General features: G+C 43.3%; 32 protein-coding genes. 17 read left to right on the top strand and 15 right to left on the bottom strand.

The genetic code is table 11. The features are described 5' to 3' along the window. The first annotated feature begins 105 nt into the window (after positions 1-105). From A3G19_RS02345 to A3G19_RS02375, 7 genes are all read left to right on the top strand, one after another. On the top strand, positions 106-336 hold the full coding sequence (locus A3G19_RS02345) for a hypothetical protein (RefSeq protein WP_015652788.1): 231 nt from the start codon (positions 106-108) through the stop codon (positions 334-336). Continuing rightward, positions 337-729: a type II toxin-antitoxin system VapC family toxin gene (locus tag A3G19_RS02350; protein WP_015652789.1), complete on the top strand. Its 393-nt coding sequence runs from the start codon at positions 337-339 to the stop codon at positions 727-729. Between the two features lie 217 nt (positions 730-946). Continuing rightward, entirely contained in the window at positions 947-2,068 is a 1,122-nt protein-coding gene (locus tag A3G19_RS02355) for a response regulator (RefSeq protein ID WP_015652790.1), read from the top strand. A 75-nt stretch (positions 2,069-2,143) separates the two neighbouring features. Then, positions 2,144-3,367: an EAL domain-containing protein gene (locus A3G19_RS02360; RefSeq protein WP_015652791.1), complete on the top strand. Its 1,224-nt coding sequence runs from the start codon at positions 2,144-2,146 to the stop codon at positions 3,365-3,367. Further along, on the top strand, positions 3,364-4,362 hold the full coding sequence (locus A3G19_RS02365; RefSeq protein WP_015652792.1) for a hypothetical protein: 999 nt from the start codon (positions 3,364-3,366) through the stop codon (positions 4,360-4,362). Before A3G19_RS02360 ends, A3G19_RS02365 begins: the two co-directional genes overlap by 4 nt. 20 nt (positions 4,363-4,382) lie before the next feature. Beyond that, on the top strand, positions 4,383-5,615 hold the full coding sequence (locus A3G19_RS02370) for a glutamate-5-semialdehyde dehydrogenase (RefSeq protein ID WP_015652793.1): 1,233 nt from the start codon (positions 4,383-4,385) through the stop codon (positions 5,613-5,615). Then, positions 5,612-6,199, top strand: coding sequence for an ATP-binding cassette domain-containing protein (locus A3G19_RS02375; RefSeq protein ID WP_015652794.1), 588 nt, complete (start codon positions 5,612-5,614; stop codon positions 6,197-6,199). The genes A3G19_RS02370 and A3G19_RS02375 overlap by 4 nt, the downstream gene beginning before the upstream one ends. On the opposite strand, the gene crcB is transcribed toward A3G19_RS02375, so the two are convergent. From crcB to A3G19_RS02425, 10 genes are all read right to left on the bottom strand, one after another. Beyond that, complete coding sequence (gene crcB / locus A3G19_RS02380; RefSeq protein ID WP_015652795.1) at positions 6,176-6,562, bottom strand: fluoride efflux transporter CrcB; 387 nt, start codon at positions 6,560-6,562, stop codon at positions 6,176-6,178. The genes A3G19_RS02375 and crcB overlap by 24 nt on opposite strands. Then, the gene (locus A3G19_RS02385) at positions 6,531-7,226 is read right to left on the bottom strand and encodes a lysophospholipid acyltransferase family protein (RefSeq protein ID WP_015652796.1); all 696 of its coding nucleotides are present in this window, start codon (positions 7,224-7,226) and stop codon (positions 6,531-6,533) included. Before A3G19_RS02385 ends, crcB begins: the two co-directional genes overlap by 32 nt. Then, positions 7,207-8,349: a hypothetical protein gene (locus A3G19_RS02390; protein ID WP_015652797.1), complete on the bottom strand. Its 1,143-nt coding sequence runs from the start codon at positions 8,347-8,349 to the stop codon at positions 7,207-7,209. The genes A3G19_RS02385 and A3G19_RS02390 overlap by 20 nt, the downstream gene beginning before the upstream one ends. After that, positions 8,346-9,020 (bottom strand): phosphoribosylformylglycinamidine synthase subunit PurQ, encoded by a 675-nt coding sequence (purQ, locus tag A3G19_RS02395; protein ID WP_294870384.1) that lies wholly within the window; start codon positions 9,018-9,020, stop codon positions 8,346-8,348. Before purQ ends, A3G19_RS02390 begins: the two co-directional genes overlap by 4 nt. Further along, the gene (gene purS, locus A3G19_RS02400; RefSeq protein WP_015652799.1) at positions 9,017-9,259 is read right to left on the bottom strand and encodes a phosphoribosylformylglycinamidine synthase subunit PurS; all 243 of its coding nucleotides are present in this window, start codon (positions 9,257-9,259) and stop codon (positions 9,017-9,019) included. The genes purQ and purS overlap by 4 nt, the downstream gene beginning before the upstream one ends. A 26-nt stretch (positions 9,260-9,285) precedes the next feature. After that, on the bottom strand, positions 9,286-9,996 hold the full coding sequence (gene purC, locus A3G19_RS02405) for a phosphoribosylaminoimidazolesuccinocarboxamide synthase (protein WP_015652800.1): 711 nt from the start codon (positions 9,994-9,996) through the stop codon (positions 9,286-9,288). A 2-nt stretch (positions 9,997-9,998) separates the two neighbouring features. Continuing rightward, positions 9,999-11,321, bottom strand: coding sequence for a S41 family peptidase (locus A3G19_RS02410; protein WP_294870386.1), 1,323 nt, complete (start codon positions 11,319-11,321; stop codon positions 9,999-10,001). A gap of 74 nt (positions 11,322-11,395) precedes the next feature. After that, positions 11,396-11,599 (bottom strand): RNA-binding S4 domain-containing protein, encoded by a 204-nt coding sequence (locus tag A3G19_RS02415; protein WP_294870388.1) that lies wholly within the window; start codon positions 11,597-11,599, stop codon positions 11,396-11,398. Between the two features lie 95 nt (positions 11,600-11,694). Further along, positions 11,695-11,967, bottom strand: a complete 273-nt coding sequence (locus A3G19_RS02420) for an RNA-binding protein (protein ID WP_015652803.1) — start codon at positions 11,965-11,967, stop codon at positions 11,695-11,697. Between the two features lie 175 nt (positions 11,968-12,142). After that, positions 12,143-14,257, bottom strand: coding sequence for a bifunctional diguanylate cyclase/phosphodiesterase (locus tag A3G19_RS02425; protein ID WP_294870389.1), 2,115 nt, complete (start codon positions 14,255-14,257; stop codon positions 12,143-12,145). Positions 14,258-14,402: 145 nt separating this feature from the next. On the opposite strand from A3G19_RS02425, the gene A3G19_RS02430 reads away from it, so the two are divergent. The 4 genes from A3G19_RS02430 to A3G19_RS02445 all read left to right on the top strand — a co-directional run bounded on the left by A3G19_RS02430 (position 14,403) and on the right by A3G19_RS02445 (position 17,467). Further along, positions 14,403-16,007: an ATP-binding cassette domain-containing protein gene (locus A3G19_RS02430; protein WP_294870391.1), complete on the top strand. Its 1,605-nt coding sequence runs from the start codon at positions 14,403-14,405 to the stop codon at positions 16,005-16,007. An 89-nt stretch (positions 16,008-16,096) separates the two neighbouring features. Further along, positions 16,097-16,933 (top strand): DUF5718 family protein, encoded by an 837-nt coding sequence (locus tag A3G19_RS02435; RefSeq protein WP_294870393.1) that lies wholly within the window; start codon positions 16,097-16,099, stop codon positions 16,931-16,933. Next, the gene (locus A3G19_RS02440) at positions 16,926-17,132 is read left to right on the top strand and encodes a DUF1653 domain-containing protein (protein WP_015652807.1); all 207 of its coding nucleotides are present in this window, start codon (positions 16,926-16,928) and stop codon (positions 17,130-17,132) included. The genes A3G19_RS02435 and A3G19_RS02440 overlap by 8 nt, the downstream gene beginning before the upstream one ends. Further along, a complete protein-coding gene (locus tag A3G19_RS02445) occupies positions 17,129-17,467 on the top strand; it encodes a translation initiation factor (protein WP_015652808.1) in 339 nt (112 codons plus the stop codon). Before A3G19_RS02440 ends, A3G19_RS02445 begins: the two co-directional genes overlap by 4 nt. Before the next feature lie 2 nt (positions 17,468-17,469). On the opposite strand, the gene A3G19_RS02450 is transcribed toward A3G19_RS02445, so the two are convergent. Then, entirely contained in the window at positions 17,470-18,678 is a 1,209-nt protein-coding gene (locus A3G19_RS02450) for a diguanylate cyclase (protein WP_294870395.1), read from the bottom strand. Positions 18,679-18,771: 93 nt separating this feature from the next. On the opposite strand from A3G19_RS02450, the gene A3G19_RS02455 reads away from it, so the two are divergent. After that, positions 18,772-19,086, top strand: a complete 315-nt coding sequence (locus A3G19_RS02455) for a hypothetical protein (RefSeq protein WP_294870397.1) — start codon at positions 18,772-18,774, stop codon at positions 19,084-19,086. 99 nt (positions 19,087-19,185) lie between these two features. Here the strand turns inward: A3G19_RS02455 and A3G19_RS02460 are convergent, their stop codons facing one another. Continuing rightward, on the bottom strand, positions 19,186-19,587 hold the full coding sequence (locus A3G19_RS02460) for a rhodanese-like domain-containing protein (protein WP_294870399.1): 402 nt from the start codon (positions 19,585-19,587) through the stop codon (positions 19,186-19,188). Between the two features lie 60 nt (positions 19,588-19,647). Here A3G19_RS02460 and A3G19_RS02465 point away from each other — a divergent pair, with 60 nt between their 5' ends. Next, entirely contained in the window at positions 19,648-20,010 is a 363-nt protein-coding gene (locus tag A3G19_RS02465; RefSeq protein WP_015652812.1) for a hypothetical protein, read from the top strand. Between the two features lie 2 nt (positions 20,011-20,012). Here A3G19_RS02465 and A3G19_RS02470 read toward each other — a convergent pair whose 3' ends face one another. The 3 genes from A3G19_RS02470 to A3G19_RS02480 form a co-directional block, all read right to left on the bottom strand. Continuing rightward, positions 20,013-20,570 (bottom strand): manganese efflux pump MntP family protein, encoded by a 558-nt coding sequence (locus tag A3G19_RS02470; RefSeq protein WP_294870401.1) that lies wholly within the window; start codon positions 20,568-20,570, stop codon positions 20,013-20,015. 55 nt (positions 20,571-20,625) lie between these two features. Continuing rightward, positions 20,626-21,681: an SO_0444 family Cu/Zn efflux transporter gene (locus tag A3G19_RS02475; RefSeq protein ID WP_294870403.1), complete on the bottom strand. Its 1,056-nt coding sequence runs from the start codon at positions 21,679-21,681 to the stop codon at positions 20,626-20,628. Positions 21,682-21,773: 92 nt separating this feature from the next. Further along, on the bottom strand, positions 21,774-22,697 hold the full coding sequence (locus A3G19_RS02480) for an FAD:protein FMN transferase (protein WP_294870405.1): 924 nt from the start codon (positions 22,695-22,697) through the stop codon (positions 21,774-21,776). 116 nt (positions 22,698-22,813) lie between these two features. Between A3G19_RS02480 and A3G19_RS02485 the strand changes: the two genes are divergently transcribed. The 4 genes from A3G19_RS02485 to A3G19_RS02500 form a co-directional block, all read left to right on the top strand. After that, complete coding sequence (locus A3G19_RS02485; RefSeq protein WP_294870406.1) at positions 22,814-24,124, top strand: porin; 1,311 nt, start codon at positions 22,814-22,816, stop codon at positions 24,122-24,124. Further along, complete coding sequence (locus tag A3G19_RS02490; protein ID WP_294870407.1) at positions 24,121-24,636, top strand: FMN-binding protein; 516 nt, start codon at positions 24,121-24,123, stop codon at positions 24,634-24,636. Before A3G19_RS02485 ends, A3G19_RS02490 begins: the two co-directional genes overlap by 4 nt. After that, entirely contained in the window at positions 24,633-25,112 is a 480-nt protein-coding gene (locus A3G19_RS02495) for a hypothetical protein (protein ID WP_015652818.1), read from the top strand. The genes A3G19_RS02490 and A3G19_RS02495 overlap by 4 nt, the downstream gene beginning before the upstream one ends. Next, on the top strand, positions 25,112-25,491 hold a 380-nt coding region (locus tag A3G19_RS02500; RefSeq protein ID WP_294870409.1), incomplete at its 3' end, for a hypothetical protein. The genes A3G19_RS02495 and A3G19_RS02500, both read left to right, overlap by 1 nt.

The raw sequence follows: 25,491 nt of genomic DNA on the forward strand, positions 1-25,491 counted from the left end.
CTCCGTCATCCCGTACTTGATACGGGATCTATCCCCATAATTTTATTAATTTCCCCCTAAGCTCACCACACTTATACTTGCACTTATATGTATTGGAGGTGTATCATGGCACAAATGACCATTTATCTCGATAATGAACTCGAATCCAAAGTCAAACAAAATGTTGCCGCGATGGGAATATCATTGAGTCAGTTCGTCTCAGGACTGATTCGTAAAGAGTTGCACGAAGAGTGGTCTCCCGCTATCCATCAGTTGGCTGGTGCATGGGATGATTTCCCCGATGCAAAGAGTTTACGAGATTCCGAGGCGCACGATTGTGCGCGGGAATCGTTTTAAATGTATCTGCTTGACACCAACACCCTCATCTATTTTTTCAAAGGGGAGGGAAATGTTGCGGCTAGGATGTTCGAGCACTCCCCCTCTCAAATCGCTATCCCGTCTCTGGTTGTCTATGAACTCGAAGTAGGAATCGCCAAATCTTCCTCACCGAAAAAGCGCGAACAACAGCTCAAAATGTTATTAGAGAACGTGATTGTGATACCGTTTGGGAATGAAGAAGCGCGTGTTTCGGCAAAAATACGTGCTTCATTAGAATCAATCGGTGAACCTATTGGACCGCTTGACACATTGATTGCGGGGTGTGCATTGGCTCATCATTACACTTTAGTGACCCGTAACAAAAAAGAGTTTGGAAAAGTAAAAGGGCTAAAAGTCGAAAACTGGTATTGAAGAAGATGAACTTTAAGCTCTCCCGTTCGCCCTGAGCCAGTCGAAGGGTGTTTTCTCCGTCATTCCCGCGAAAGCGGGAATCCAGCTATCTTTTCTTAATCTATTTCTTCACGTTAATGGCAACACTGATAAAACAATTTTCTGAACAACAAATAATGGTTTTATGTGCAAAAAATTCATTAATATTGTATGATTTAAAGAAAAAAAAGAGTATCAAATGTTTAATGACTCTCAACAAGTGATTATAGCTATCGTTCTCCTTGCCCTTGTGTTATTTATCTTAGTTTTCTTTATGCTAAAAAGAAGCTCAACCTCACAACCTCCTAGCAATAAACCAGAAAAAAATGAGCTATCGGAAGTAGCCGCCCAAGAGCAGGCAGAAGTAGTTCCATTGATAAAAGAAGAGCCAACAGTAGAGCCAGAGCCACTTTCAGAAATTCCCGTATATGGAACAGAGGAAGGAGAATTTGTAGTCACAACACCGATTTTTGAAGATAAACTCGAAGAGTTAACGAGTAGAAGAAAAAGTGACAAGACAATCCAAAAACGAGCCGTTCCTCCGCATGGAAAAATTACAAAACAAAATTTTTCTGAATTTGAGGGTGAGAGAATATTGGTTGCAGAAGATAATCTGATTAACCAAAAAGTTCTTGTGGGTCTGTTAGCCGGAAGCGGTATCGAGTTAGTCTTGGCAGATGATGGTCAGGAAGCCCTAGATATACTGGAAAATGACACCAATTTTTTGATGATTTTAATGGATGCCCACATGCCGAGAGTTGATGGGTTTGAAGCAACGCGTATTATTCGAGAAAATCCTAAATTTGATCACATCCTAGTCGTGGCGCTTAGTGGAGACACTGCATCGGATGACATACAAAAAATGAAAAATGCAGGGATGTCTGAACAGCTAGAAAAACCTCTGAGAATGGAATCTTTGTATAACATTATTTATGCCTATACGGGGAAAGAGACTCCTACGGATGAGTTTGTAAAATCGGTAATGAGCAACAATTTGGATGTTGAGAAAGGGCTTCAAACGTGTGGAGGCGATGAGGAATTTTACCGTGAAATCCTATCGGAGTTTATCACTGATTATGCCGATTCTTCTGATAAATTAGGGATATTTTTACGCTCTCATAATCTTCAAGATGCTGATGTATATCTTCTTGATATTATCGGTGTCGCTGAAAACATCGGGGCGCATCCACTCGGTGAAATTGCTTCAAAGCTGAAACTAGCTCTCAGTGACACGCATGAGCGGAGCTACTTTATCCTTTTCGATCACTACAAGGTCCAATTAGATAGATTAATAGAAGATATTAGAGCGTATGTTGGATGATGCTATCGTATCTGCTGAGCTAAACTCCAGTCAACCTTTGTTATAATCTTTTAAATATTATTACTGTGGATTTTTATGAGCGATCGATATATCGGACGACAGCCTATCATCAATGCCAAAGCTAAAATCGTCGCGTATGATTTACTCTACCGTGAATCAGGTCATAATGACGACAACGGATTGACCGCAGCCGTTATTAGTAATCTCCTGGTTTCGATGGAGAGTATTTTGGGTAAACATATCGGGTTTATCCGGGTTAATACCGAGTTTCTGCATTACGATGTTATTGATCTGCTTTTGCAAGAAAAGGTAGTTTATTCTCTTTTTGCCGATGCAGTGATTGACGAAGCTCTTGCGGATCGAATGCGATATTTGCGTGATCAGGGATATCGGTTCGCGCTCAATGACTGCATTTTTACTCAAGAGAGTGCTGTCCATTATGCTTTGATTCTTCCAGCTTTGAGTTATATTAAAATCGATGTTACGAACAGTGATTTATCTTTTGTCGGACGAAATATTCCAATGTTTCATGAGGTCGGGATTGAAGTCATCGGGACGAAAATCGAGACGCATGATGCGTATGATTTGTGCCGTTCAATGGGATTTGATTATTATCAGGGCTATTTTATCTCCGAACCCAATATCATTAAAAACGCCTCTTTTTCTCCTGAACAAGAGGGGATATTCCGTTTGTGGAACCTTCTGCAAGGTGAAAGTGAAATGCCGGAGCTTGTTGAAGCGTTTCAAAACAACCATGCTATCAGCTTAAAATTGCTTCGTTTCATCAACTCTGCGGCATTCTCGTTGCGTAATCCTGTTTCTTCGATTGAGCAGGTGTTGACACTCATGGGGCGTGATCCGATTTCACGCTGGATTATGTTGATGATGTTCTCAGAACAAGGAGGCAGTGAAAAACGGGTTCCTCTATTGCTGATGGTCGTTCATCGTACGGAGTTGATGAGTGCTTTAGTACAGGTAATTAATCCCAAAGCAACCAAAAAAGATCTTTCAATGGCCTATTTTACCGGGATGCTCTCTTTGATCCATCTTTTGTTCCACATGTCACAGCGGGATATCTTATCAAAGCTCAATATCTCGTATGAGATTGAGCAAGCGGTTTTAGAAGGGGAGGGATTTTATGGCGAGATGCTGGATTTGGTTCGCTCCATCGAGTTGTTTGATACCGAGGCGATTGAAGAGTATTTAGAGACTTTGGGTCTAAAATATGCGATAATAGAGCCGATTATTACCGAAGTTATGGAAAAAGTAAATACGTTTGAAAAGGCGATAGAAGAATGAAGAAAAATGGGATAACGTTTATTCTGCTGAGTTGGATGATCCTCTTTGCAACGATTCAAACCTATGCGGCAGAAGCCAAGGGATATAAAATTGTGTTGGCCTCATATCCTACTTTCGAAGAAGCAAAAGCGGCTTTGGATAAGCTCGGTTCACAAATAGGGACTTCAGAGCTTGCGCTACAAAAAGAGTACCGTTTTGATATTGCTGCCAGAGCATCAGGGAAGGCTTTTATGTTGGCTGTTGAGCCGATTGAAACCGAAAAAGGGGCAGAATTTGTCCTAAAACAGTTTAAAAAATACTATCCTGATGCGTACGTAAATGGTTATTTCGGACCGACCAAGGGGGCAGTATTCTTTAAGCAGCCACAACCTGAGAGTCTCATTGAAGAGGCTAATGCAACCGACGCTAATATGACGACAGCAGCAAAGGAGTTGGTTGAAGAGAATGCTACAGTACCTGCACCTGTAGTACCTGTCATTACGGATGACAATCTTCCTGAAGATTTTTCTGAGCCGGAAGAACCAAAAAGCAAAACAGGGTTGATTATTTCTTTACTCATTGCCGGCGGTGTTGTATTGGTGTTATGGAGAATGCGAAAGCAAAAATCTCCCCAACCGGTGAAAGAGTTCAAAGAAAAATACGAAGAGGCAGTAGAAGAGAGCGAGAGTGAAGATCGCGTAGAGATGATCGAATCGGAAGCATTTAGCATTATTGAGGAAGATGAGACGCCTCAAAATATTCAGCCAAAAGTGTTTGAACCAGAACCCGATATTTTTTACAAACTTAAAAAGAATATATTTTTCATGACATTGATGGGTGAACTAAAAGCTGCATCCGATAGTAAAGATGATCAACGATGTCGCGATTTAATGGATGAAGTATTACGATATCAGAAAAATTTTCGTACAAGTGAAATAATTACCGTTATGCAGAATCTTATCGAGACAAAAGCGTACGATGAACTTGCACTTGTTATCAGTCGTGAGACGAATTAAGTATTATCAAGGATAAAAAAATGGAACAATTTTTAGAAAAAGCAAAATCTGCCAGTCGTGTTTTAGCGACGATGAGCGGGTCGGAACGTAACCGTATTTTGCGAGAGATGGCTGAAGCACTTCGTGCAAACACGATGAACATCATCGAAGCTAATGCTTTGGATATGCGAAATGCGCAGGAGAGCAGTCTTGCTCCATCGATGAAAGAGCGATTGCTGTTGGATGAAAAGCGGATTGATGCGATGGCAGTCGCAATCCTTGAGATTGCCGCACTTAAAGATCCTATCGGAAAAGTGATCGAGGGATGGGTCACCGAAGCGGGGCTGAAAATCGAGAAAGTGAGCATCCCTATCGGGGTAATCGGGATCATTTACGAATCCCGTCCGAATGTAACCTCAGATACGGCGGCACTCTGTTTTAAAAGTTCGAACGGGTGTGTCCTCAAGGGGGGAAAAGAGGCTGAAGCTTCCAACAAGATCATTGCTGATGTATTACAGCAGGTTCTGGTCCGCAATAATCTCCCGAAAGAGTTGATTGCTCTGCTACCCGATGCAACGCGTGAAGGGGTGGCTAAACTGATCAAAATGGATCAATACGTCGATTTGATCGTTCCACGGGGTGGCGAAGCCTTGATTCGCTTTGTGAGTCAAAATGCGAGTGTCCCTGTTGTCAAACACGATAAAGGGCTGTGCCATACCTATATCGATAAAGGGGCGAATATCGAGAATGCGATAGCCATTGCCCTTAATGCGAAAGTACAGCGTCCCGGAGTGTGCAATTCGATGGAGACACTGCTCGTTGATGGAGCGATTGCCGCAGAGGTCCTCCCGATCCTCAAAGAGGCATTTGAGCGTGCACATACACAGCTCAAAGGGTGTGAATTAACCCGTGAAGTGATCGATGTGGAAACTGCGAGTGAAGAGGATTTTGATACGGAGTATCTCGCCAATATTCTTAATATTCGTGTAGTCGATGGAGTTGAGGGGGCGATAAGCCATATCGTTCGATTCGGATCGGGTCACTCCGAGGCGATCATTACCGAAAACATCACCACATCCGAGCGGTTTATGGATTGCGTAGATGCGGCGGCGGTGTATGTGAATGCTTCTACCCGTTTCACCGATGGCGGGGCTTTCGGATTCGGGGCTGAAGTGGGAATTAGTACCAATAAACTCCATGCCAGAGGACCGATGGGTGTGGAGGGTTTAACGACGTATAAATACAAAGTGTATGGAAAAGGACAGATTCGTTGAACTCTGTTTTAAATATCGAAAATATATCTTTTGGATATAGTAAAGATATATTTATTTTTGATAATTTTTCTTTAGCCCTTAACAAAGGGGAAATCAAAGCGATTGTCGGGCCCAGCGGTGTCGGTAAATCGACACTGTTTGAACTCGTTTTAGGGCATCGTAAACCCTCATCCGGGTTTATCCGAGCATCGTCGTATTCTCAAGTCTTTCAAGATCCCTACAGCTCATTTCATCCTACCTATACGATACGAGAACAAATCATAGAAGTAACGTCGATGGAGGGGTATCAGGAGTTGTTAGAACAGATGGGATTGGAAGAGTATCATCTGGATATGTTGCCGCATAAACTCTCAGGAGGTCAGCTGCAGAGATGCTCAATCCTTCGTGCATTGCTGATGAAGCCGGAATTGCTGCTTTTGGATGAACCGACTTCGGCACTTGATAATCTTAATCAGCTCGAAATTATGAAATTGATTGTGAATCATATAACAGGGATGGGTGTGCTATTGATCACCCATGACGGTGATTTGGCACGCTGGTGTGCGGATGAGATTATTACCCTAACTCAACCAATGTCGAATTAAATAATACCCTGACGCTGCCATTAAAACGGTTCCGAAGGTATTGAGCGCCATATTGGCCGCCGCCATAAGCAGATGGCCGCCGCTGAGCAATAAAAAAGTTTCCATCGCAAAGGTGGAATAAGTTGTGAGCCCCCCCAAAAAGCCGGTAGTAAGAAATGATTTCATGTGTACACTAAAGAGGGTCGTATAGGTGAAGTAGGCGAAGAGTGCACCGATGATGAAACTGCCCAGCAGATTAACCGACATTGTCCCAAAAGGGAGGGTGTGAGGAAAGTTATGATTGACAACACCGTTCATATAGGCACGAAGTATCGCCCCTAAAAAGGCACCGCTACCGATAGCGAGGATGGTTTGCCAGCTCATCATCATAGACCTTTTGCATTAGAGTATGGATTTCATTGAGCCACTCCGGATTGCTCTTATCCGCTATAAACGAGTCCAAATAAACGGCGGTGATAGTACCGGGGTTAAAATCTTTCCGTTTGTTGCTGAAATGCCATGCCGTTGCGATTAACACGACGGGCTGCACTTTGAGACTATACTTGTCGGCAACCATTTTTGCGCCCGCTTTAAAAGGCTTCATTTTGCCGGTTTCGGTACGGGTTCCTTCGGGGAAAATAGTGATAACACGGCCATGATCGAGGCGGTCTTTGCACTCTTTGATCAGTTTGACAAGCGCGGTTTTAGACTCTCGCTCCAATGCGATGTCTTTGGGAAGACGAACAACCAAACCGAAAAACGGGACATTAAACAGCTCTTTTTTAGCGACCCATGCCAAATCTTTGGTACTAATCGTCTCCATAATACCGATGTCAATGTCGCTTTGATGGTTGATTAAATACATTTGCGCATCCGGATCGGGTCTCCCTTTGACACGGACAGGTACAAAAACAAGAAGACGGATGAACCATGCCGAAACTTTAACAGCGTAAGGCTTTGGGAGGAGATAAAAAGTAGCGATCATCAGGGTCATCCCGGTAAAGATGACGATTACCGCATAAAGCCACTTAATTCGAGCAAAGATCACGTTGATTAACCCATCCTACTTTTTCATTGCTAAGGTGGACTTTGGTAAACTCACCCACCTCTTTTTCCGCTTCTAAATGCTCTTCTTGAAGGGTCATTTCAAAAATTGTCCCATTTTTTATCGGAAGCAAGTAGATAGGGGCATCTTTTTTGACACAGACGTCTTGATTCGGTAAAAGTGCAAAAACAATGTAAAACATCGGCAGTACCGAAGCGTACAGATACCATTTCTCACGTCTCCAGTAAAACAATCCTGCGAGAATTAAGACAACAACAACCGCAGCACCCACTTTAAGTTCGGTATGGCGTGCATCCGTCGGAGAGAGATCGCTTTGGGTTGAGACGGTATCATCATCCACAACGATCGGAATAGTGAGCGACTCATAGCGTTGCTTTTGAAGATTAAAGTACGAAAAATTGAGGTTTTGTTCATCGTTAGGAATGATCACATAATAGGTCATTTGTGATTCACCGACATTGGAAAGTTTGGACTCAAACCCCTGTTTGATGGCATTTGGAATGTTAAAATCACTGATATTACAACGTGACGCTTTAACGGTGAAAATGACGACATTGCTCTCATTATTGTAGGCGGTCGTTTTATAATTGATAATAGTAAATTTTTCGGCTAAAACATTCGCAAAACCTGATGGCGGGCTGAGGGTTGTTGCACTGAGTGATGTTCCGCTCAGAGTTTCAGATGTTGCTCCGGTAGAGGTAATGGTGGCGGTAACATCGGGAAGGCGCACTGCAGAAGATTGAACGAGAAAATAAAAGGTGTCGTAAATACCGTCTTCTTGTACTTTTCGACGCGGGGTATCACTAAAAATGCGGATACCCTCTTCGTTTTGAAGGGTATATTCAATATTACCTGCGGCTAAATCTACCGGGGTGAGTTTAACGGTGAGGGCAATGATTTCACCCACATACGGATGAGTCGGCAGATCGGTAAATTCTAAGGTAAGTCCAGATGCCGTGGAGCCCGTTGCGGCTGAGAAAAGTGAATCGATTGAAGAGGGTGCTTCCTCGGTAGAAGGTTCTTCCGCAGAGGGCTCACTCAGTACGGAGGGCTCTGCAAAAAGAATCTGCGTGAACAGCAGAAAAAAGAGGATCAGTGTTTTCAAGCGTTTATAAACCCTTCGAGCATCGCTCGTCCATCATCTGAACCTAAAAGAGCCTCCATCGCGCGTTCAGGATGGGGCATAAGACCAAAAACATTTTTGGCTTTATTGCAAATCCCTGCGATACTGTCGACTGACCCGTTTGGATTATCGATATTTCCCGAGCAATCAGTGTATTGTAACAGCACTTGATTATTTGCGTAAAGCTCTTTGAGCCCTTCTTCATCGATGTAGAAGTTGCCGTCATGGTGTGCAATAGGGATATTGACCACTTGATCGACTGAGCAATGACGTAAGAAATCATTATCGTTATTGATCACTTTCAGATGGTGGTGACGAGAAATAAAGTGAAGCCCCTCATTACGTTTGAGTGCACCCGGAAGGAGGCCGGTTTCGGTTAGAACTTGAAAACCGTTGCAAATTCCTAAAACTTTTCCGCCGTTATCCGCATATACTTTAAGGGCTTTCATAATCGGAGACATTTTTGCAATGGCACCGCTGCGGAGATAATCGCCGTAGCTGAATCCTCCTGCGGCTACTACCAAATCCATGTCAGAGGGGATAGCATCTTCTTTGTGCCAAAGAATTTGTGTTTCGCACCCTAATGCGGCAAACGCATATTGGGCATCATACTCACAGTTTGTCCCCGGAAATTGGATGATGCCTACTTTCATGCTTGAATCTCGATTTCATAATCTTCAATAACGGTATTGGCCAAAAGCTCTTCACACATATGGGCTACTTTTTCTTTTGCGACCACAGCATCAGACTCATTCATCTCAATGATGATTTGTTTGCCGACACGGACATCACGGACACTTTCAAAGCCGTGACCGCTGAGGGCATGCTGTACCGCTTTACCTTGAGAGTCCAAAACTCCGTTTTTCAAAAATACGTTTACAATTGCTTTCATCATTATTCCTTTGGTATGTCGTATAATCAGTTCAAAATTCGGTTTAGTACTTCTTCGTAAGCGACTTTGAGTCCGCCGAGTCCTTGGCGGAAACGGTCTTTATCCATTTTCTCACCGGTTTCTAAATCCCAAAAACGGCAGTTGTCGGGACTGATCTCATCGGCAAGGATGATTTTGCCGTCTTTATCGCGACCGAATTCAAGTTTGAAATCGACGAGGTTAAGCCCTTTATCATGGAAATAGGGACGAAGAATAGAATTGACTTCACGAGCCATAGCACGCAATTGATCGAGTTCCGCTTCGTTTTTAACGAGTTCTAAAATCAAACAATGTTGATCGTTCAGTTTCGGATCGCCGAGGGCATCGTTTTTGTAATCGAATTCGACCAACGTAAACGGAAGAACGGTTCCATCGGCAATTCCAAGATTTTTACTGAGACTTCCTGTCGCTATGTTACGTACGATAACTTCGATAAGGATGATGTCCACTTTTTTACAAAGCATGTTAGTATCATCGAGCATCTCGACAAAATGGGACTCTATACCGCGAGAAGCAAGCATTTTAAACAATTCCGTTGAAATCTTGTTGTTCAAGGCACCTTTGCCCGATTCATTGTCTTTTTTTGCGCCGTTGAATGCGGTCAGATCATCCTTAAATTCGGCAATGACCAGATTGGCATCGTCGGTGCTAAAGAGGCGTTTAGCCTTTCCTTCGTAGATGAGATCGCGTTTTTCCATGGTTATTTTCCTTTGACTATGATTAGAGCTTTAATGATATCAACGCCCTCTTTGAGCTGAATGTCTTTGTTCAGCTGTTCAGGGGTAATGACCGTTTTATTGGTGGCATTGGCTTCGGTCACATCGACCATACCGTCATTCTTTTCGAGTTCGGATTCCAGATGTTTTTTGAGGTCGGCTTCTTTGATATTAAACGATTTGTCGTGATTTTTGATCTCACCGGCGGTCACTTCGATATCAGGAACCACACCTACGGCTTGAATCGTACGGCCGCTTGGGAGATAATATCGGGCAACCGTAAGTTTGATCGCTTCAGTTTCCGTTACCGGCATGACGACTTGAACGGAGCCTTTACCGAATGTTTTTTCTCCGACAATGACGGCCCGTTTCAAATCTTGCAGTGCTCCGCTGACGATTTCTGAAGCACTGGCTGAACCTTCATTGACCAAAACGACGAGAGGCAAATCGGTAACAGTAGCACTTTTAGTCGCGCTGTAAGAGACATCGTCGGCTTTGTTGCGCCCTTTTTGAGAGACGATAACCCCTTCATTGACAAACAAGTCCGTAAGCTCGACCGCTTGATCCAGCAGTCCTCCCGGATTGTTACGGAGGTCTAAAATAATCCCTTTACTTTTAGAGGCATGTTTTTTGATGGCTGTTTTCACATCGGCGGCCACTTTTTTGTCGAAGCTCGTGACGCGGATATAGAGGATATTTCCGCTGATGGTACGGGTGTAAACCGATTCAACGGTGATAATATCGCGGATGATGTGAAATTTCAGAGGATCGGCTGAACCTTTTCGGACGATGGTGAGGTCAATCGGTGTTTTAGGCGTTCCGCGCATAAGAGACACCGCGTCATCGATCGTCATGCTTAAGGTTGCTTTGTCATTGATTTTCAGGATGATATCGCCGGATTTGATCCCTGCCTTATCCGCAGGTGTCCCTTCGATAGGGGCGATAACGGTGAGGGCGTTATCACGCATTCCGACCGTAATCCCTAAGCCTCCGAATTCGCCGTCCGTTTGGGTTTTGAGATTATCGTAGCTTTTTTTGTCCATATAGGTGGAGTGGGCATCCAGATTGGAGAGCATACCCTGAAGCGATTTATCGATCAATTGGTCAATCGTAAGGCCGTCTACATTGTATTGTTCGACAATCCCTAAAACTTTAGTAAATTTTGCCAGAGATTGGAGGCGTGAGGCTTCTACAGAGGGTTCAGCAGGTGCAACGGTGTTGCTTTTTGCAAACAGTGATGAAGAGAGGGCAACACTTATTGCTACGGCACTCATAAAGCCGACAACCATCATTTTTGTGTTTTTCATACGTTTTTGAACCTCATGCAGAGCCATAAATAAGATCAGCAATTATAGTGAAAACTTCATTAATTAACAATGACTCAGTTCACTTCGATAACGACATCACCGATCGTGATTTTCTCCCCTTTGGTGATTTTTGCCCGTTTGCGGGTTTCCACGGTACCGTTGCGTAAAACGTGGCTATTCTCGATCAGCATCTTTGCTTGTCCGCCGGTATCGACAAGGTCAAGAAGTTTGATCAGTTTATGGAGTTCGATAAAAGGTTCGGTGAGGGTATAGGTCATGAATGGTCTTTACAGTAAAATTAATAGATATTTGATAGAAGAAAAGGGGAAAAATAAAAGGTGCATGAAAGCCCCGCAGGGCTTCATGGGTGTGATTACCAGCGGTCGCGTGGAGGGCGTGGAGCACGAGGACGAGCTTCGTTAACACGAAGTGTACGTCCGCCGAAGTCGTTACCTTCAAGAGCAGTGATCGCTTTATTAGCTTCATCTTGGTTCGCCATTTCAACGAAACCGAAACCGCGAAAACGGCCTGTCTCTTTGTCGTTTACGAATTTAACTGAACTAACTTCACCGTATTGTCCGAAAAGATCTTTCAAATCATTTTCGTCTTTGCCGTAGGGAATGTTCCCGACATAAATTTGTGTCACATTGTACTCCGTGAAAAAATCGAACTATAACCAGCATAATCCTTAAAACATTTTAGCCTTTAAAATCTTATGGGAATGTTAAAAATAATTGTATTTCCGTTATTAGTATAATCGCCTTGTAAAAACTTTACAAAAACGATTTTATCGGGATAAAAGCAGAGTGAAGGGCATTAATTTAGATGGTATATCCCAAAGGTGAAACGGGCTTAAAATAGGGATCTTTGTCCTGCAGTTTTTGAAAAATTTTATCTCGCGGAAGAGGACGGCAAAGATGGTAGCCTTGCAGGGTGTCAATATTGTTTTCCATTAAAAAATCGTAGTGAGAACTCTCTTCAACCCCCTCCGCCGTCACCTTCATCCCCAGTACATGTGCAAGATTTGAGATTGCTTCGACGATATGACGATTGGAAGCGCCTTCAAAAAGGGGCAAAATGAAGGATTTATCAATTTTAAGGGTATCAATCGGGAGTTGCGCAAGATAGGCAAACGATGAGTAGCCTGTACCGAAATCATCGAGTGCTATCCGTACTCCGCCTGCTTGCAATTGGTGGAGCTGATGGCTGGCTATATCAATGTTTTCCATCACGGCACTTTCGGTCAGTTCTACTTTGATATACGTTGGGGAGATAGAGCGTTTGTCCAAATACTCAAGCAACTCTTTGGCAAAGGCTTCTTGATGGAGTTGTTTTGCGGATACATTGATTGCAACAAAGAAAGGCTCATTGCGCAGGGCTCGGACCATCTCGATAAAATTACACGCTTGGGTTAGTACCTCATTTCCGATCAAGAGGATATCCCCGTTGGTTTCGGCAACTGAGATAAAAATATCCGGGGAGATAAATCCCTGCTCCGGATGCGGAAGACGCAGTAGCGCTTCATACCCTTCAAGCTGCAAGGTTTTCGTATCGATAAGAGGTTGAAAATAGAGTTCAAATAGATTTTGAGTCAGCCCATCGCGTATCAGAGATTCAATATGTAAAAAATCGTGAAGAGCTCTTTGCATCGAAGTATGGTAGTAGACGAATTGGTTTTTCCCTTTCTTTTTCGCTTCATACATCGCGGTATCGGCATGTCTGAGTAAATCTTCACCGATAGAAGCATCTTGGGGGTATAGGACAATGCCGATAGAAGAGGAGAGGAAAAAATTCATCTCATTGATTTTGAATGGCTCTTTAAACGTTTGTATTAAGTGTTCTGCAATGGCATTGACGCTTAACGTATCGGCATCTTGGAGTAAAATAACAAACTCATCTCCGCCAAAGCGGGCACAAAAATCGTATCTCCCAGTCGTTTTTTTAATGCGATTACTTACTTCAATTAATATTTTATCGCCGATTTCGTGCCCCATCGTATCGTTAATGTTTTTGAAATTGTCCAAATCCAAAAATAAAAGGGCAAAGGGTGTTTGAGTAGCGTGTTCGAATCGGCTATCGAGTTGAAGTTTGAGTTTGGCACGATTAGGCAACTTCGTCAATGGATCATGATACGCTAAAAAAGCAATCTCTTCACTTTGCGCTTTGGATGCGGTGATATCGCTGGAAATACCGATAAATAAGTGAAGTGTCGAGTGGTGGTAAATACGGCTTTTTAACCAGCGTATCTCATCGTCAATTTGGAGAATACGAAATTGGATCTCTTGAGATTGACCGGGAAGAAGGGTTTCGAAAAAGATTTGTACTAAAGCGCGATCGTCAGGATGAATTTGTTGTTGCCATAAATTGGGATTGGTTATAAATGTTTCTTTTGAAAATCCTAAAATTCGCTCAATAGCGTTGTTTACATATCTTAGGGCGAGGTTTTGATTATCGATATACCAAATAATTTCATCGATACTGCTCAGTATTTCTTCAATCTCTCTATTCTTGGAGTTCAGTAATATTGTGAGTTTGTGGGCTTGAAGCTCGATCAGTTTTTTGGATTCACGAAGTTCTTTGTTAAGATGGTTGATATCTGTTAAATTTCGAACATTGACAAAAAAGCGAACATGATCGTTATGACGAATCATTTGTACGCTTTTGACCGTTTTAACAATCTCCCCGCTACTGTGGATAAAATCGGTCTCGGCATCGAGCGATTTCCCCTCACGCATCACTTTTTCAATACACTCTTGGAAGACATCAATGTCGGCAAGAAGGCTCAATATATTAAGCCCCAGCAAGATAGTGTTTTGATACCCTACCATTGAAGAAAAAGCGTCATTGGCAAAAAGGATGACGCCTCGTTCATCAACCATGATGATACCATCCGGGAGATAATTCAAAACATCGTATAAAGGGGCTTCGGTTTGCATCGTGTCCTAAAGAGTGATTATTTTGTGATATTGTAATTTGTTATAGTTTAAAACTTTCTTCTTTGCGTATACTAGCAACTATTAGCAAGAGATAATTTGAATTTGGCTATAATCGCGAAATTTTAGTATGTAAAGAGTTTTAAGTATGGTACAAGTTACAAAATTAACAATGCGTTTTGGAAGCCGGATTTTATTTGAGGGGATTAACCTCAAGCTCGACCGTAACAAACGTTACGGTCTGATCGGTGCGAACGGCGCAGGAAAAACGACGTTTTTGAAAATCCTCAGCGGCGAGATCAAAGAGTACGAAGGGGATGTCTCTATCGAACCGGGTCTCAAAGTAGGGATTTTGGGTCAGAATCAGTTTGCGTTTGAAGATTTCACAATTGCCGATGCGGTATTGTGGGGGAACAAACGTCTTTATGATGCGATCAAAGAGAAAGAGTATTTGTACGCCAACGGTGATTTCGAAGATGATAAAACCAATGACCGTCTCGCAGAGTTGGAGATGATTTCGGTCGAAGAAGATCCGACGTATGAATACGACGTTCAAATCGCAAAGATTTTGGAAAACGTCGGGATTTCGGCCGAACATCATCAAGATTTGATGTCAAGTCTTCCCTCATCAGAGAAATTCAAAGTTCTCCTTGCGCAGGTTCTGTATCCGAAACCGGACGTTTTGTTCCTCGATGAGCCGACGAATAACCTCGATATCGATACGATCGGATGGTTGGAACGTGAGCTTCAGCGTCATGAGGGAACATTGGTTATCATCTCGCATGACCGTCACTTCATCAATGCCGTTGTGACCAACATTCTCGATGTCGATTTCCAAAAAATCCGTGAGTTTACCGGAACGTATGATGACTGGTACCTCGCTTCGACCGTTATGGCGAACCAAGCACAGCTTGACCGCGATAAAAAAGTTAAAGAGAAAGAGCAGCTCGAAGCGTTTGTCCGCCGATTCTCTGCCAATGCCTCTAAAGCAAAACAAGCAACCTCACGTCAAAAACAGCTCGATAAACTCACCATCGAAGATATTAAGCCATCATCCCGCCGTGACCCGAGTATCGTCTTTAAGCCTAAGCGTCCTATGGGGGATGAAGCGTTGCGTGTGGCGAATGTTTCTCACAGCTATGGCGATTTGAATGTTTTGCATAATTTTGATATTTTGGTTGCTCCGGGTGAAAAAATCGCCGTTATCGGTGCCAACGGTGCCGGTAAATCAACCTTGTGCAAAATTCTGATGGAAGAGATGAAGCCGACAAGCGGAACCGTAACATGGGGAGCGACGATTGAATACAGCTATTTCCCGCAAGATACGACCGATAAAATCAAAGGGGACGGAACGCTGTATGACTGGCTTCGCGGGTTTGATCCGAAACGTGAAATTTCAGAAATCCGCAACTGTCTAGGGCGAATGTTATTCAACGGTGAGCAGCAAGAGAAAAGTGTTGAGAAGATTTCAGGGGGAGAGAAACACCGTATGATGCTCTCCAAGATGATGTTGGAGGGGGGAAATTTCCTCGTACTCGATGAGCCTACCAATCACCTTGACCTTGAAGCGATTATTGCTCTGGGTGAAGCATTGCTGGATTTTGAAGGAAATGTTATTTGTGTGAGCCATGACCGTGAGCTCCTCGATGCGTTCGCCGATCGTATTATTGAGTTGCATCTTGATGGAACCTACATCGATTTCAAAGGTTCGTACGAAGAGTTTGCTGAAGCTAAAGCGAACGGAAGTTTATAATTTCGTCATCCCGTACTTGATACGGGATCCACGTATTTAGTCTTTTAGATTCCGTGTCGTAGCACGGAATGACGAGAAAGGTACAAAACATGAATGATTATACATCGTATGTCGGTTTCGGCGTCGCGGGAAACTTCGCCCTCCACCTCGAACAAGCGGGCGAGAGTGCCGATTTTAAAGATATTCTTACCGAAGATCCAAACGGTCCGAAAGGGATGTTCCCTTTCTATATCCCCGGACGTGAGGGGCAGCTTGGTATCTATCCGATTAGTTCCGATACGATTCTTCTTTCCGAGGAAGAGTGCAATGTTCAGCTCGAGCCTGAAGTGGCACTTATCTGTGATCTTGAATATGATGTTGAGGGGAATGTGACAAACATCACACCGAGATTTTTCGGTGCCTATAACGATTGCTCACTCCGCAAAGAGGGCTCTGAGAAAATCAGCCACAAAAAAAACTGGGGTGAAGCCTCCAAAGGGTTGTCATCGACGTTGATTCCGATCGATACGTTTGAGAAGGGCGGGGTGATGGACAGCTATCGTATCGCTTCGTTTTTGCGACGTGAGGGGATGTTGATGCGTTACGGTGAAGATGTTGAACTCACGGGGTACAGTTTCTTTTACCGTAAATTACTGGAATGGATGCAAAAGCAGATTAATACTCAAAGTGACTTTGGCCCCTTAGAACCTATCGGTGCGTATTTACGAGAAGCCGGATGCCCTAAACAAGCCATTATCAGTATCGGTGCGACCCGTTATACCCATTTCGGTGAGACCAATTTCCTGGAGCAGGGGGATGAGGTGATTGTGGTCGTGTATGATAATAAGACCTATTGTATGAACCCGATACTCTCTTTTGCAAATAAAGGAGTACTGGCGGAAAAAGAGGGTGTCAGTGCGTTGGTCCAAAAGGTCATTCGTGCTTAAAACCGGCCTTTATCGCCATTACAAGGGAAAACACTACGAGGTTATCGGGGTAGCAAAACACTCTGAAACCTCTGAGAGCATGGTGGTGTATCGTCCCCTTTACGGTGAGCGCGGATTGTGGGTGCGCCCTTTTAAAATGTTTATCGAAATTCTCCCCAATGGAACAAAACGGTTTGAATATTGCGGAGAGGTTCAATGAGCCGAGGGACAAAGCTCTCGCTCGATTTGGGAGCCTCATGGGGCGAGGGGTGGAGTATGGAAGCGGAAAAAACGACGAAAACGTTGACGCTTCTCGAACCTTCCGCCCACCGTCTCGTTTTTCAAAAGGAAAAGCGCAAAGGGAAAGCGGTGACACTCGTCGGCCCTTTCAGCCTAAACGAAGAAGATGCCCAAAAAACTCTTTCAACCCTTAAAAAGTCACTGGCATGCGGCGGTGCGTATAAAGAGGGTTGGATGGAGTTTCAAGGCGATATATCAACCAAAGTACGCGAGCACCTCGAAAAGCTAGCGTTTAAATTCAAAAATCCGAAATAACGTTACAATTTACTGGTAAATACGACTTGGTTACGCCCCCGTTTTTTAGCGGCATAAAGGTTAGTATCTGCGGTATGAATCAGCGCATCTTCTCCGATATGAACGGTAGGTACGATACAAATTCCCCCGATTGAGACACTCAAAAGCTGTGAGACTTTGCTTCCCTTGTGTTCTATTTTTAGATTTTCAATATTTTCACGAATCTTTTCCCCCATCATCTTGGCATTTTTACAATCGGTATCGGTTAAAATAATCCCAAACTCTTCTCCGCCTAAACGAAACGGATAATCCCCCGGGCGCTGCAAAGTCATTTTGAGCACTTTGGCGACCGCTTGGAGGGCAGAATCTCCCTGTAAATGTCCATAGGTATCGTTGTATTGTTTGAAAAAATCGATATCAAGCATCATAAAGACAAACGGTTTTCCGGATCGGAGTGAGCGCTTAAACTCCCGTTCGTAGACGATATTAAAATAGCGTCGGTTGTAAAGGGCCGTGAGTGAATCGGTATAGGAAGCTTGTTCGAGTTTGAGATTGAGATGTTGAAGTGTTTCGGTTGAATCGATTAACTGACGCTGCTGTAATTCTATATTCGCAAATATTTTCCATGCCAGACCCATTACAAGAGCGAGGATAACAACGAGAAAAAAGATGAGCTGCATAAGGGCATTTTCATACTGTGTCAAGAGAATGGCATGTTCATAACGTGCTGAGGCATTTTCATACGCGATCAATTGATGAACCGTGTCGTGAATAAGACGGACATTATCATCGAGGGTACTCAGTGAGAGGGGATGGGTTCGATCCGGAGAGGTAATGAGGGTCCGTACTTCGCTGAAATATTTCTCTAAACTTTGTATTTGTGATTCGGTGTAATTGACATAAGCGAGTTCTTCGGGCCGTTTTTCGTGCGCGAGATAGGCAGCCCAGAGTTGATTAATCCGATCCAGCCCCAAAGAGATTTTTTCAGCGGCCTGTTCATCGCTGATGAGTTGATTGCTCCACCGGTAGATCGAAGAAGCGAGATCGTTATTGTAGGTTTCGGTAATGGAATTGAGTTCGGTTAGAGGGATTAATGATCCAAAATAGAGGGTGTCCATATTACGTTTAATATTTTGGATATTAATATAGCCGATGAGCCCTATTACACCTAAGCCAAACCCCACGATTAACAGTAAGTAGAGAAGTTTTGACTTAAGTTTGAGTGATTCCACGGCTTGGATAATCTTTTTTATTTGGATAAATAACCTAAGCAACTCCTATACCAAAAGCGATTACAATTAAACAATTATTTTTGGAGGCTGGTTATGGCTAAACGTATCATTAAAGATGAGCGAATTAAAACAATTGTGCATAACATTGCTGAAGACTTTCGATTTTCGCATGAAACGGGTGATTATGCGCTGTTATTTTACAAAGCGGATACAGAAGGGGTGATTCGGGGCGTTGATATCGACACAATGATCGAGTACCTCTCTACGGGACTAACCGAGTTGCAAGATAATATTCAATGGCGTCGAGAGTTTTTAAGCGATAATCCGGGTATTGATGAGATGCGGATGTTGGAAAATCTCGGAGTGATTGAAAAAGAGTATATCGATATGCTCGAATTTTTACGTTAGAAGGGCATAAAGCCCAAACCCGATGGCAGCGGCTATAAGGGCTATAAGGGCAAAAATGAGTATAAGGCGAGTCGCTAATACCCATATAAATCGTAGCATTTACGGTTTCGGTTTATAGGGTTCCAGTGTGATCTTTTTACCAATCGCGTATTGGATGCCCCCTTGCAAGTCGATAACGTTGTATCCAAGCTGTTTTCCTAGAAAAGTACCAACCGTTTGAGTGCGGTTCCCGCTGTTGCAGATGAGGGCAAATTTTTCCTCTTTTTTAACGACTTTATTCAATTTATCCAAAAACATCTCGACATTATAGTTTCCCTGTTCATCAAAAAACATGATAGGGTAGGAGCCTTTGACAATGCCCGTAGTTTTCCACTCATTTGGGGTACGGATATCGATAATTTTAATTTTGCTATTGACGAGTTTTTGATCGATCGGTTGGCGGATGTACTCCGCACTGAGTGTCGTGATCGCAAGCAATAAAGAGATAAGTACTAAGCGCATATTGGCTCCTACGAGGTATAATGGCGATATTGTATCGATGAATAATTAATATGAGGTTGTATGGGCGAATCTAAAACAGAAAATGCAAAACGGCTTCGGTATATTCGGCTCTTGGGGCGGTTTATCAGCGGAATACTTTCGTACCTCGCAAAAAGTGAAAACCCGACCAAAGAGCAGTATGATCAGAAAGTGGATATGAACTTTCGTTTTTTAGAGAAAAACGAGGCGGTAAAACTGTATAAAGATGAATACATGGTACTTGAAGCGTTAGGGCAGAAGATTCTCGATTTTAGAGCGAGTGACACAGATATAGAAACCATCAAAGAAGAACTCTTTTACGCCCAAAATCAGCTGGAAAAAAGGGTTAATGCCAGCCGTTATAAAAAATCAAAACACGATAATCACGCTAGCGACGGCTGGTGAGATTAAAGCCATCCGGTATGTTCAAGAAGAATTTTACATCCCAGTCCGATAAGAATTAATCCTCCGAGTATTTCCGCTTTGCTTTCCAGAATCGATCCCAGTTTTTTCCCTATATACACCGCGATAACACACAATACAAAAGTGACCAACGCGATCACACCCGCAGCCGTGAAAATATCGGTTTGTAAAAATGCAAAGGTTACCCCGATGGCCATTGCATCGATACTGGTTGCGATCCCTAGCGTGATAAGGGTTTTCGTGGAGAGATCACTCACCTCTTCGTCAAATTCATTTTTCTGGGCTTCACGAAGCATTTGAAATCCCAAACCGACCAGTAGAGCAAAAGCAATCCAGTGATCGAATGATTGTACGTATTCCGCAAAGCTAATTCCGATCAGATATCCGGCAAGCGGCATGGCTCCTTGGAAGAAACCGAAAACGCTCGCGGCAAAGAGGGTTTTAGAGAGGTGAAGATCTTTGTATTTTGAGCCGATGGCGATGGAGACGGCGACGGAGTCCATCGCCAATGCGACCGCGAGGATGAGAAGGGTTTCGTTCATTAAAGGGCCTTGAAAATAAGTGCGCCATTATAGCGGACAAAGTTTTAGCGGCTATTTACGAACAGCATGAACCGCCGTTGCACCCTTTCTCTTTTTTCTGAAATAATCCACGGATAAGGTGCCATCCGATCAATCCCAGCAGGAGGATCGCAGCTGATTCTTCGAGCATTCCGTGCTGTTCGGAGAAATCGACATTTAGTGTAATGGGGAGGGTGTCAAATCCTAAATCGATGAGTGCGCCAAACAGTACACTTCCTATCACAATCACCGAGAGGTAAATCACTAAAGCGCGCATTCCCAACATCGATTTAACGACACCCATCGTTACCGTATTGGTTGCGGGACCTGCACTTAAAAAGATAAATGCCGCACCCGGAGAAACTCCGGCAATGATAAGTGATGCCGCAATCGGAAGGGAAGCGGTAGCGCATACATACATCGGTGCGGCGATCGCGACGGCTATGATGTAGCCCAATACGCGATTGTCGTTAAAAAGCTCATGAAGGTTGGAGGGGATAGCGGCTGTGATAAAGGCGCCGAGCAAGAGCCCCCAAAAGAGCGGTTTGCTGAAACTTCCCAATAATGTAATGAATCCGTATCGAAAAACGTCTGCTACGGAAAACGGTTTACGGAGTTTCGGAGGTGTGATTGTAGAGGACGACTTTGGAGCGGTTGTTGAAAAACTAAACCCTTTTTTGACTATCTCTTTGGGTTCAAACAGATTCATTAACATTCCTGCGGTAATGGCGATAATGACCGAAGAGATGACGCGATAGAGGGTAAATACCCATCCGAACATTCCAAAGGTAGCCAGAATCGAATCGACTCCGGTGATCGGAGTAGAGATTAAAAAGGAGAGGGTAGCTCCCCTAGAGGCACCGTTGCGTCGAAGCGATGCGGCAAAAGGGATAACACTGCATGAACACAGGGGAAGAGGGGTTCCGAACATGGCTGCTTTATAAACAGAGCCATGGGTATCCGACCCTAAATGTTTTTCAATCCACTCCTCACGGATGAGTTGATGCAATACCCCTGCGGCCAAAAGGCCAAAAAGAATATAGATCCCCATATCAATGCTTAGTTCCCAAAAGGCTTCCCAAATCAGATACATAGGATGTTCCATATATTAAAAATAATAACTATTATCGAATTATGGTCTTTTTTGCTTAATTAGGACTTATGAAGTTTTTAAAAAAAAGAAAATTAATGCAATGAAAGTGTGACCCCTGAGGGGATTCGGCTCATGAGACGTGTCGTATCATTTCGAATGAGTAAATAACCGATGGACAAGGATTCCAGCATCTCAATGGCTTTGGACTCTTCCATGACGGATACCGCTGTCGCAAGGGCATCCAGACGGGTATTATCCTGTGTATCGACTAATGTGACCGAGGCAAACCATTGTTGCGGTTTAAGTGTTTTAGGATCAATGAGATGGTTATGGGCTTTTGTTTTGATGTAACGCTCATAATTGCCGCTTGTGCTGACGCTTAAACGGGGGAGTGAGGAGGTTATGGTAGCAATATCTTCGTGTGCAATAAAAGGATTTTGTACGGATATCGTACACTCCCCCAGACAGCTGATATCACCGGATGCAGCGATAATCGCTTTACTCTGATGCTGCTTTGTTAACAGTTCTATTGCAAGATCAACCGCGAATCCTTTCCCGATTCCTCCTAAGTCAATGGTAGTACCGGGTTGAATGTTTACGAAATCACCCTCAAACGTTATCCTCTTATTGCCGACAAGTTCTCCCATTCGGTCAATCTCTTTTTGAGACGGGAGATGCTCATCGGCGGTTCCGAATCGATACGCACCGTGAGTGATCGAACCGATAGTGATATCAAATGCCCCATGGCTTAAGAGATACATTTCCATAGAGCGTTCCAAAATACGCCGAGTCACCGGTGACGGTTGTGCGGTGTATTTTTGATTCAGACGGGAAATCTCTGAATCGGGTTTATAGGTTGAGAGTAGGTGATCGAGATCATCAAATAATTCAAAGACTTGGTCGCTTAGAGAAGTTTCTTCGACATCAACATTGATGAGTGTTCCCATATGGACTTGAGTGCGAGGCTGACTCCAAAGCAGTGATGGTATCAGGGTGAGTAAGAATATCCATTTCATGATCCGAAGTGTAACATATCTTAGTAAACGATAAGCGTTTTCATTATTAATATTAGTTTTATCTTTATTACCCTATACTTTCGCAATCAATAATCAGTATCATAAAAGGAAAACCAATGAAAAATCTTCTCTTGAGCTCGTGTGCTGCACTGGTGCTTACCGCCAATCTCTCTGCGGATGAGATGAGTGATCTTAAGGCTCAACTCAAAGCGCTGAGTGAACGCTTGGAGAGTATCGAAGCAAGCAATAAAAAACAAGCTGAACAAACTCAGGTCTTAACGGAAGAGTTGATCAACGTCCAAAATGCGACATCCTTTACCTCTCTCGATCCTTCCAAAGATGTGCAAGGACTCGGTGTAGCGGCATCCAAAGTTTATTACTCCAAGAACCCTCTCTCCATTGGGGGATACGGTGAACTCTATTATTCAAAATACAATGACAGTGTCGGCACCGGCAATACAAAAGATGCTTACGGTGATACCTACCGATTTATTCCCTACATCGGGTATAAATTCAGTGATAGCATTATCTTGAATTCTGAAATCGAGTTTGAACACGGAAATGAAGTCGCTATCGAGCAGCTCTATGTTGACTTTATTCTTGATCCGCTTGCAACGGTACGTATCGGACATCAGCTCGTTCCGATGGGATATGTGAATCTCTATCATGAGCCGACACTCTTTAATACCGTTATCCGTCCGGATGTCGAGAGACAACTCATCCCTTCCACGTGGCACGAATTGGGCTTAAGCGTATACGGTAAAACCGATAGCTTTGAATATCAAGTCGGAGCATTTAGTGCTTTGGATATGTATAACTCTACGTTAGGTACTCCTCTCGCAGACAAAGACTGGATTCGTAAAGCACGTATCGGCAATGAAAGCGATAAAGGGATGGATAATATGGCTGCCGTTGCACGATTGGATTACAATGGGGTCAATGGATTGCAAATAGGCCTCAGCGGTTACACCGGCAAAGCGGGGAATGCAAAAGTATCCGGTAAATCGCAAGAAGGACAAATGAACATGGTTGATATTCATGCAAGTTTCCAACTTGATGGATTCAAAGCACGCGCCCTTTATACCCAAAGCCATTTAAGCAATGCGGATTCATACCGATCCGATATGCCAGAAAGTGCACGCGGCGGTTATCTGAATTTAGAGTATAATATCCTACCATTTTTTGCGTCATCAAGTGATCGATTACCACTCTTTTTCCAATATGAAAACTATAATTTGGCTAACAAAATGGCTAATGGGAGTTCATTTGGAACTACGACAAGTTATACCTATGGTTTGAACTACTTCCCGCATGATCAAGTAGTTCTAAAAGCGGAATATATGTTGCGTCACAACGAAAATTCAGCCGATACAACCAAGTATGTCAATGAAGGTATTTACTCACTTGGATTAGGATTTATCTTTTGATCAAAACACTCGTCCTTCTTCTTTTTGTTGTCACCGTTAGTTTCGCCCAAGTTTTGGGTGATCCTATTGAACTTACTCAACGTATCTTTAGCTCCAAAAGCGTAGAGACTGAAAATATCATCCTCAATGAGGGGCAGATTGCGCAACTCGCCAAAGCCTCCCAACAAAAAATCGATACGAAACTGTATCGTATTTATGTGGCTAAAAATGGGGCTAAAAATGTAGGGTACGGCGTTTTAATGAATAAAAAAGTACGTACTAAGACGGCGATAGCTCTTTATCTGATCGATACAAGCGGTAAAATCAAAACGATTGAGATCGTTGCGTTTAATGAACCGCTTGAATACCTTCCAACCGCTACCTGGCTCGATGTTTTTGACAATAAAAGCAGTTCAGATACCCTCAAACTCAATCAAGATATCCCTACTACGACGGGTGCCACGTTGTCTGCACGCTCTATCACCGATGGCGCGCGCGTAGCATTAGCTCTTCTCGAAATTGTAAAACCATGAAGTTTGTCGTTTCAAAAAAACTCTCTGAGTCTCCGGTAATGCGGATTATTTTGATTTGGATGTTCATCGCTTTAGGCAGTGTCCTCATCCTCAATCTCATTGCAAAGGCAATCGATTACGGAACCGATCTTGAGGGGTGGACAACCGTTATCTTAGGGAATGAAATGGAGTTTATCGATCCAATCCCTCTAAATGATCTTGTTTTGCAGATTCATACGGATCTTTTTGCCCTGATTATGATATTTGTGATGATCGCCGCCGTATTGGGGCGTAGCTCATTTTCCCATCGGTTAAAAGCTTTTCTTTTGGGCATAGCTCTTGTGGGGCTGCTTCTTTATCCGTTAGGTTGGTTAAGTATCTCATGGTTTGGAAGTGTCTCTGTTGCGATAGGAGCTTTTGGCTTTATACTCTACCATACTGTCATGCTGATGAGTACCTCTATTCTCATTGTCGGACTGATTCGAAAGAGAATCTGATGCCGGTAACATTTGTACGGTTTGCGACAGCAGCGTTTGGTTTTTTGATTTTAGGGCAGTTTTTTGTCGGGGCACTCCTGTTTTACCTTTTGGTCGGCTTTTCTCCTCATGACGTGATAGAGTATTATCGTATCAAATCCTTTCATGGATTGCTCGAAACACTCATCCCGCATTTTTTATTTATGGCGATTGCCCTTATGGTGACACTCCATTTTTTAGCTTTTGTGCAGACGAAGGGAAATGGTGAAAAAGTGCCCCTAAGCCATATCCTTTTTGGCTTATTTTTTCTCGATCAACTGAGCCCGGTTGCTATAGCTCAAGGGTTAGAAAGTTTTGCTTATCTGAAGATAGTCTCTTTTGTGGGATTTGAACTTGTTTT

The organism is Sulfuricurvum sp. RIFCSPLOWO2_12_FULL_43_24 (assembly GCF_001829605.1).
Classification (GTDB): Bacteria; Campylobacterota; Campylobacteria; order Campylobacterales; family Sulfurimonadaceae; genus Sulfuricurvum.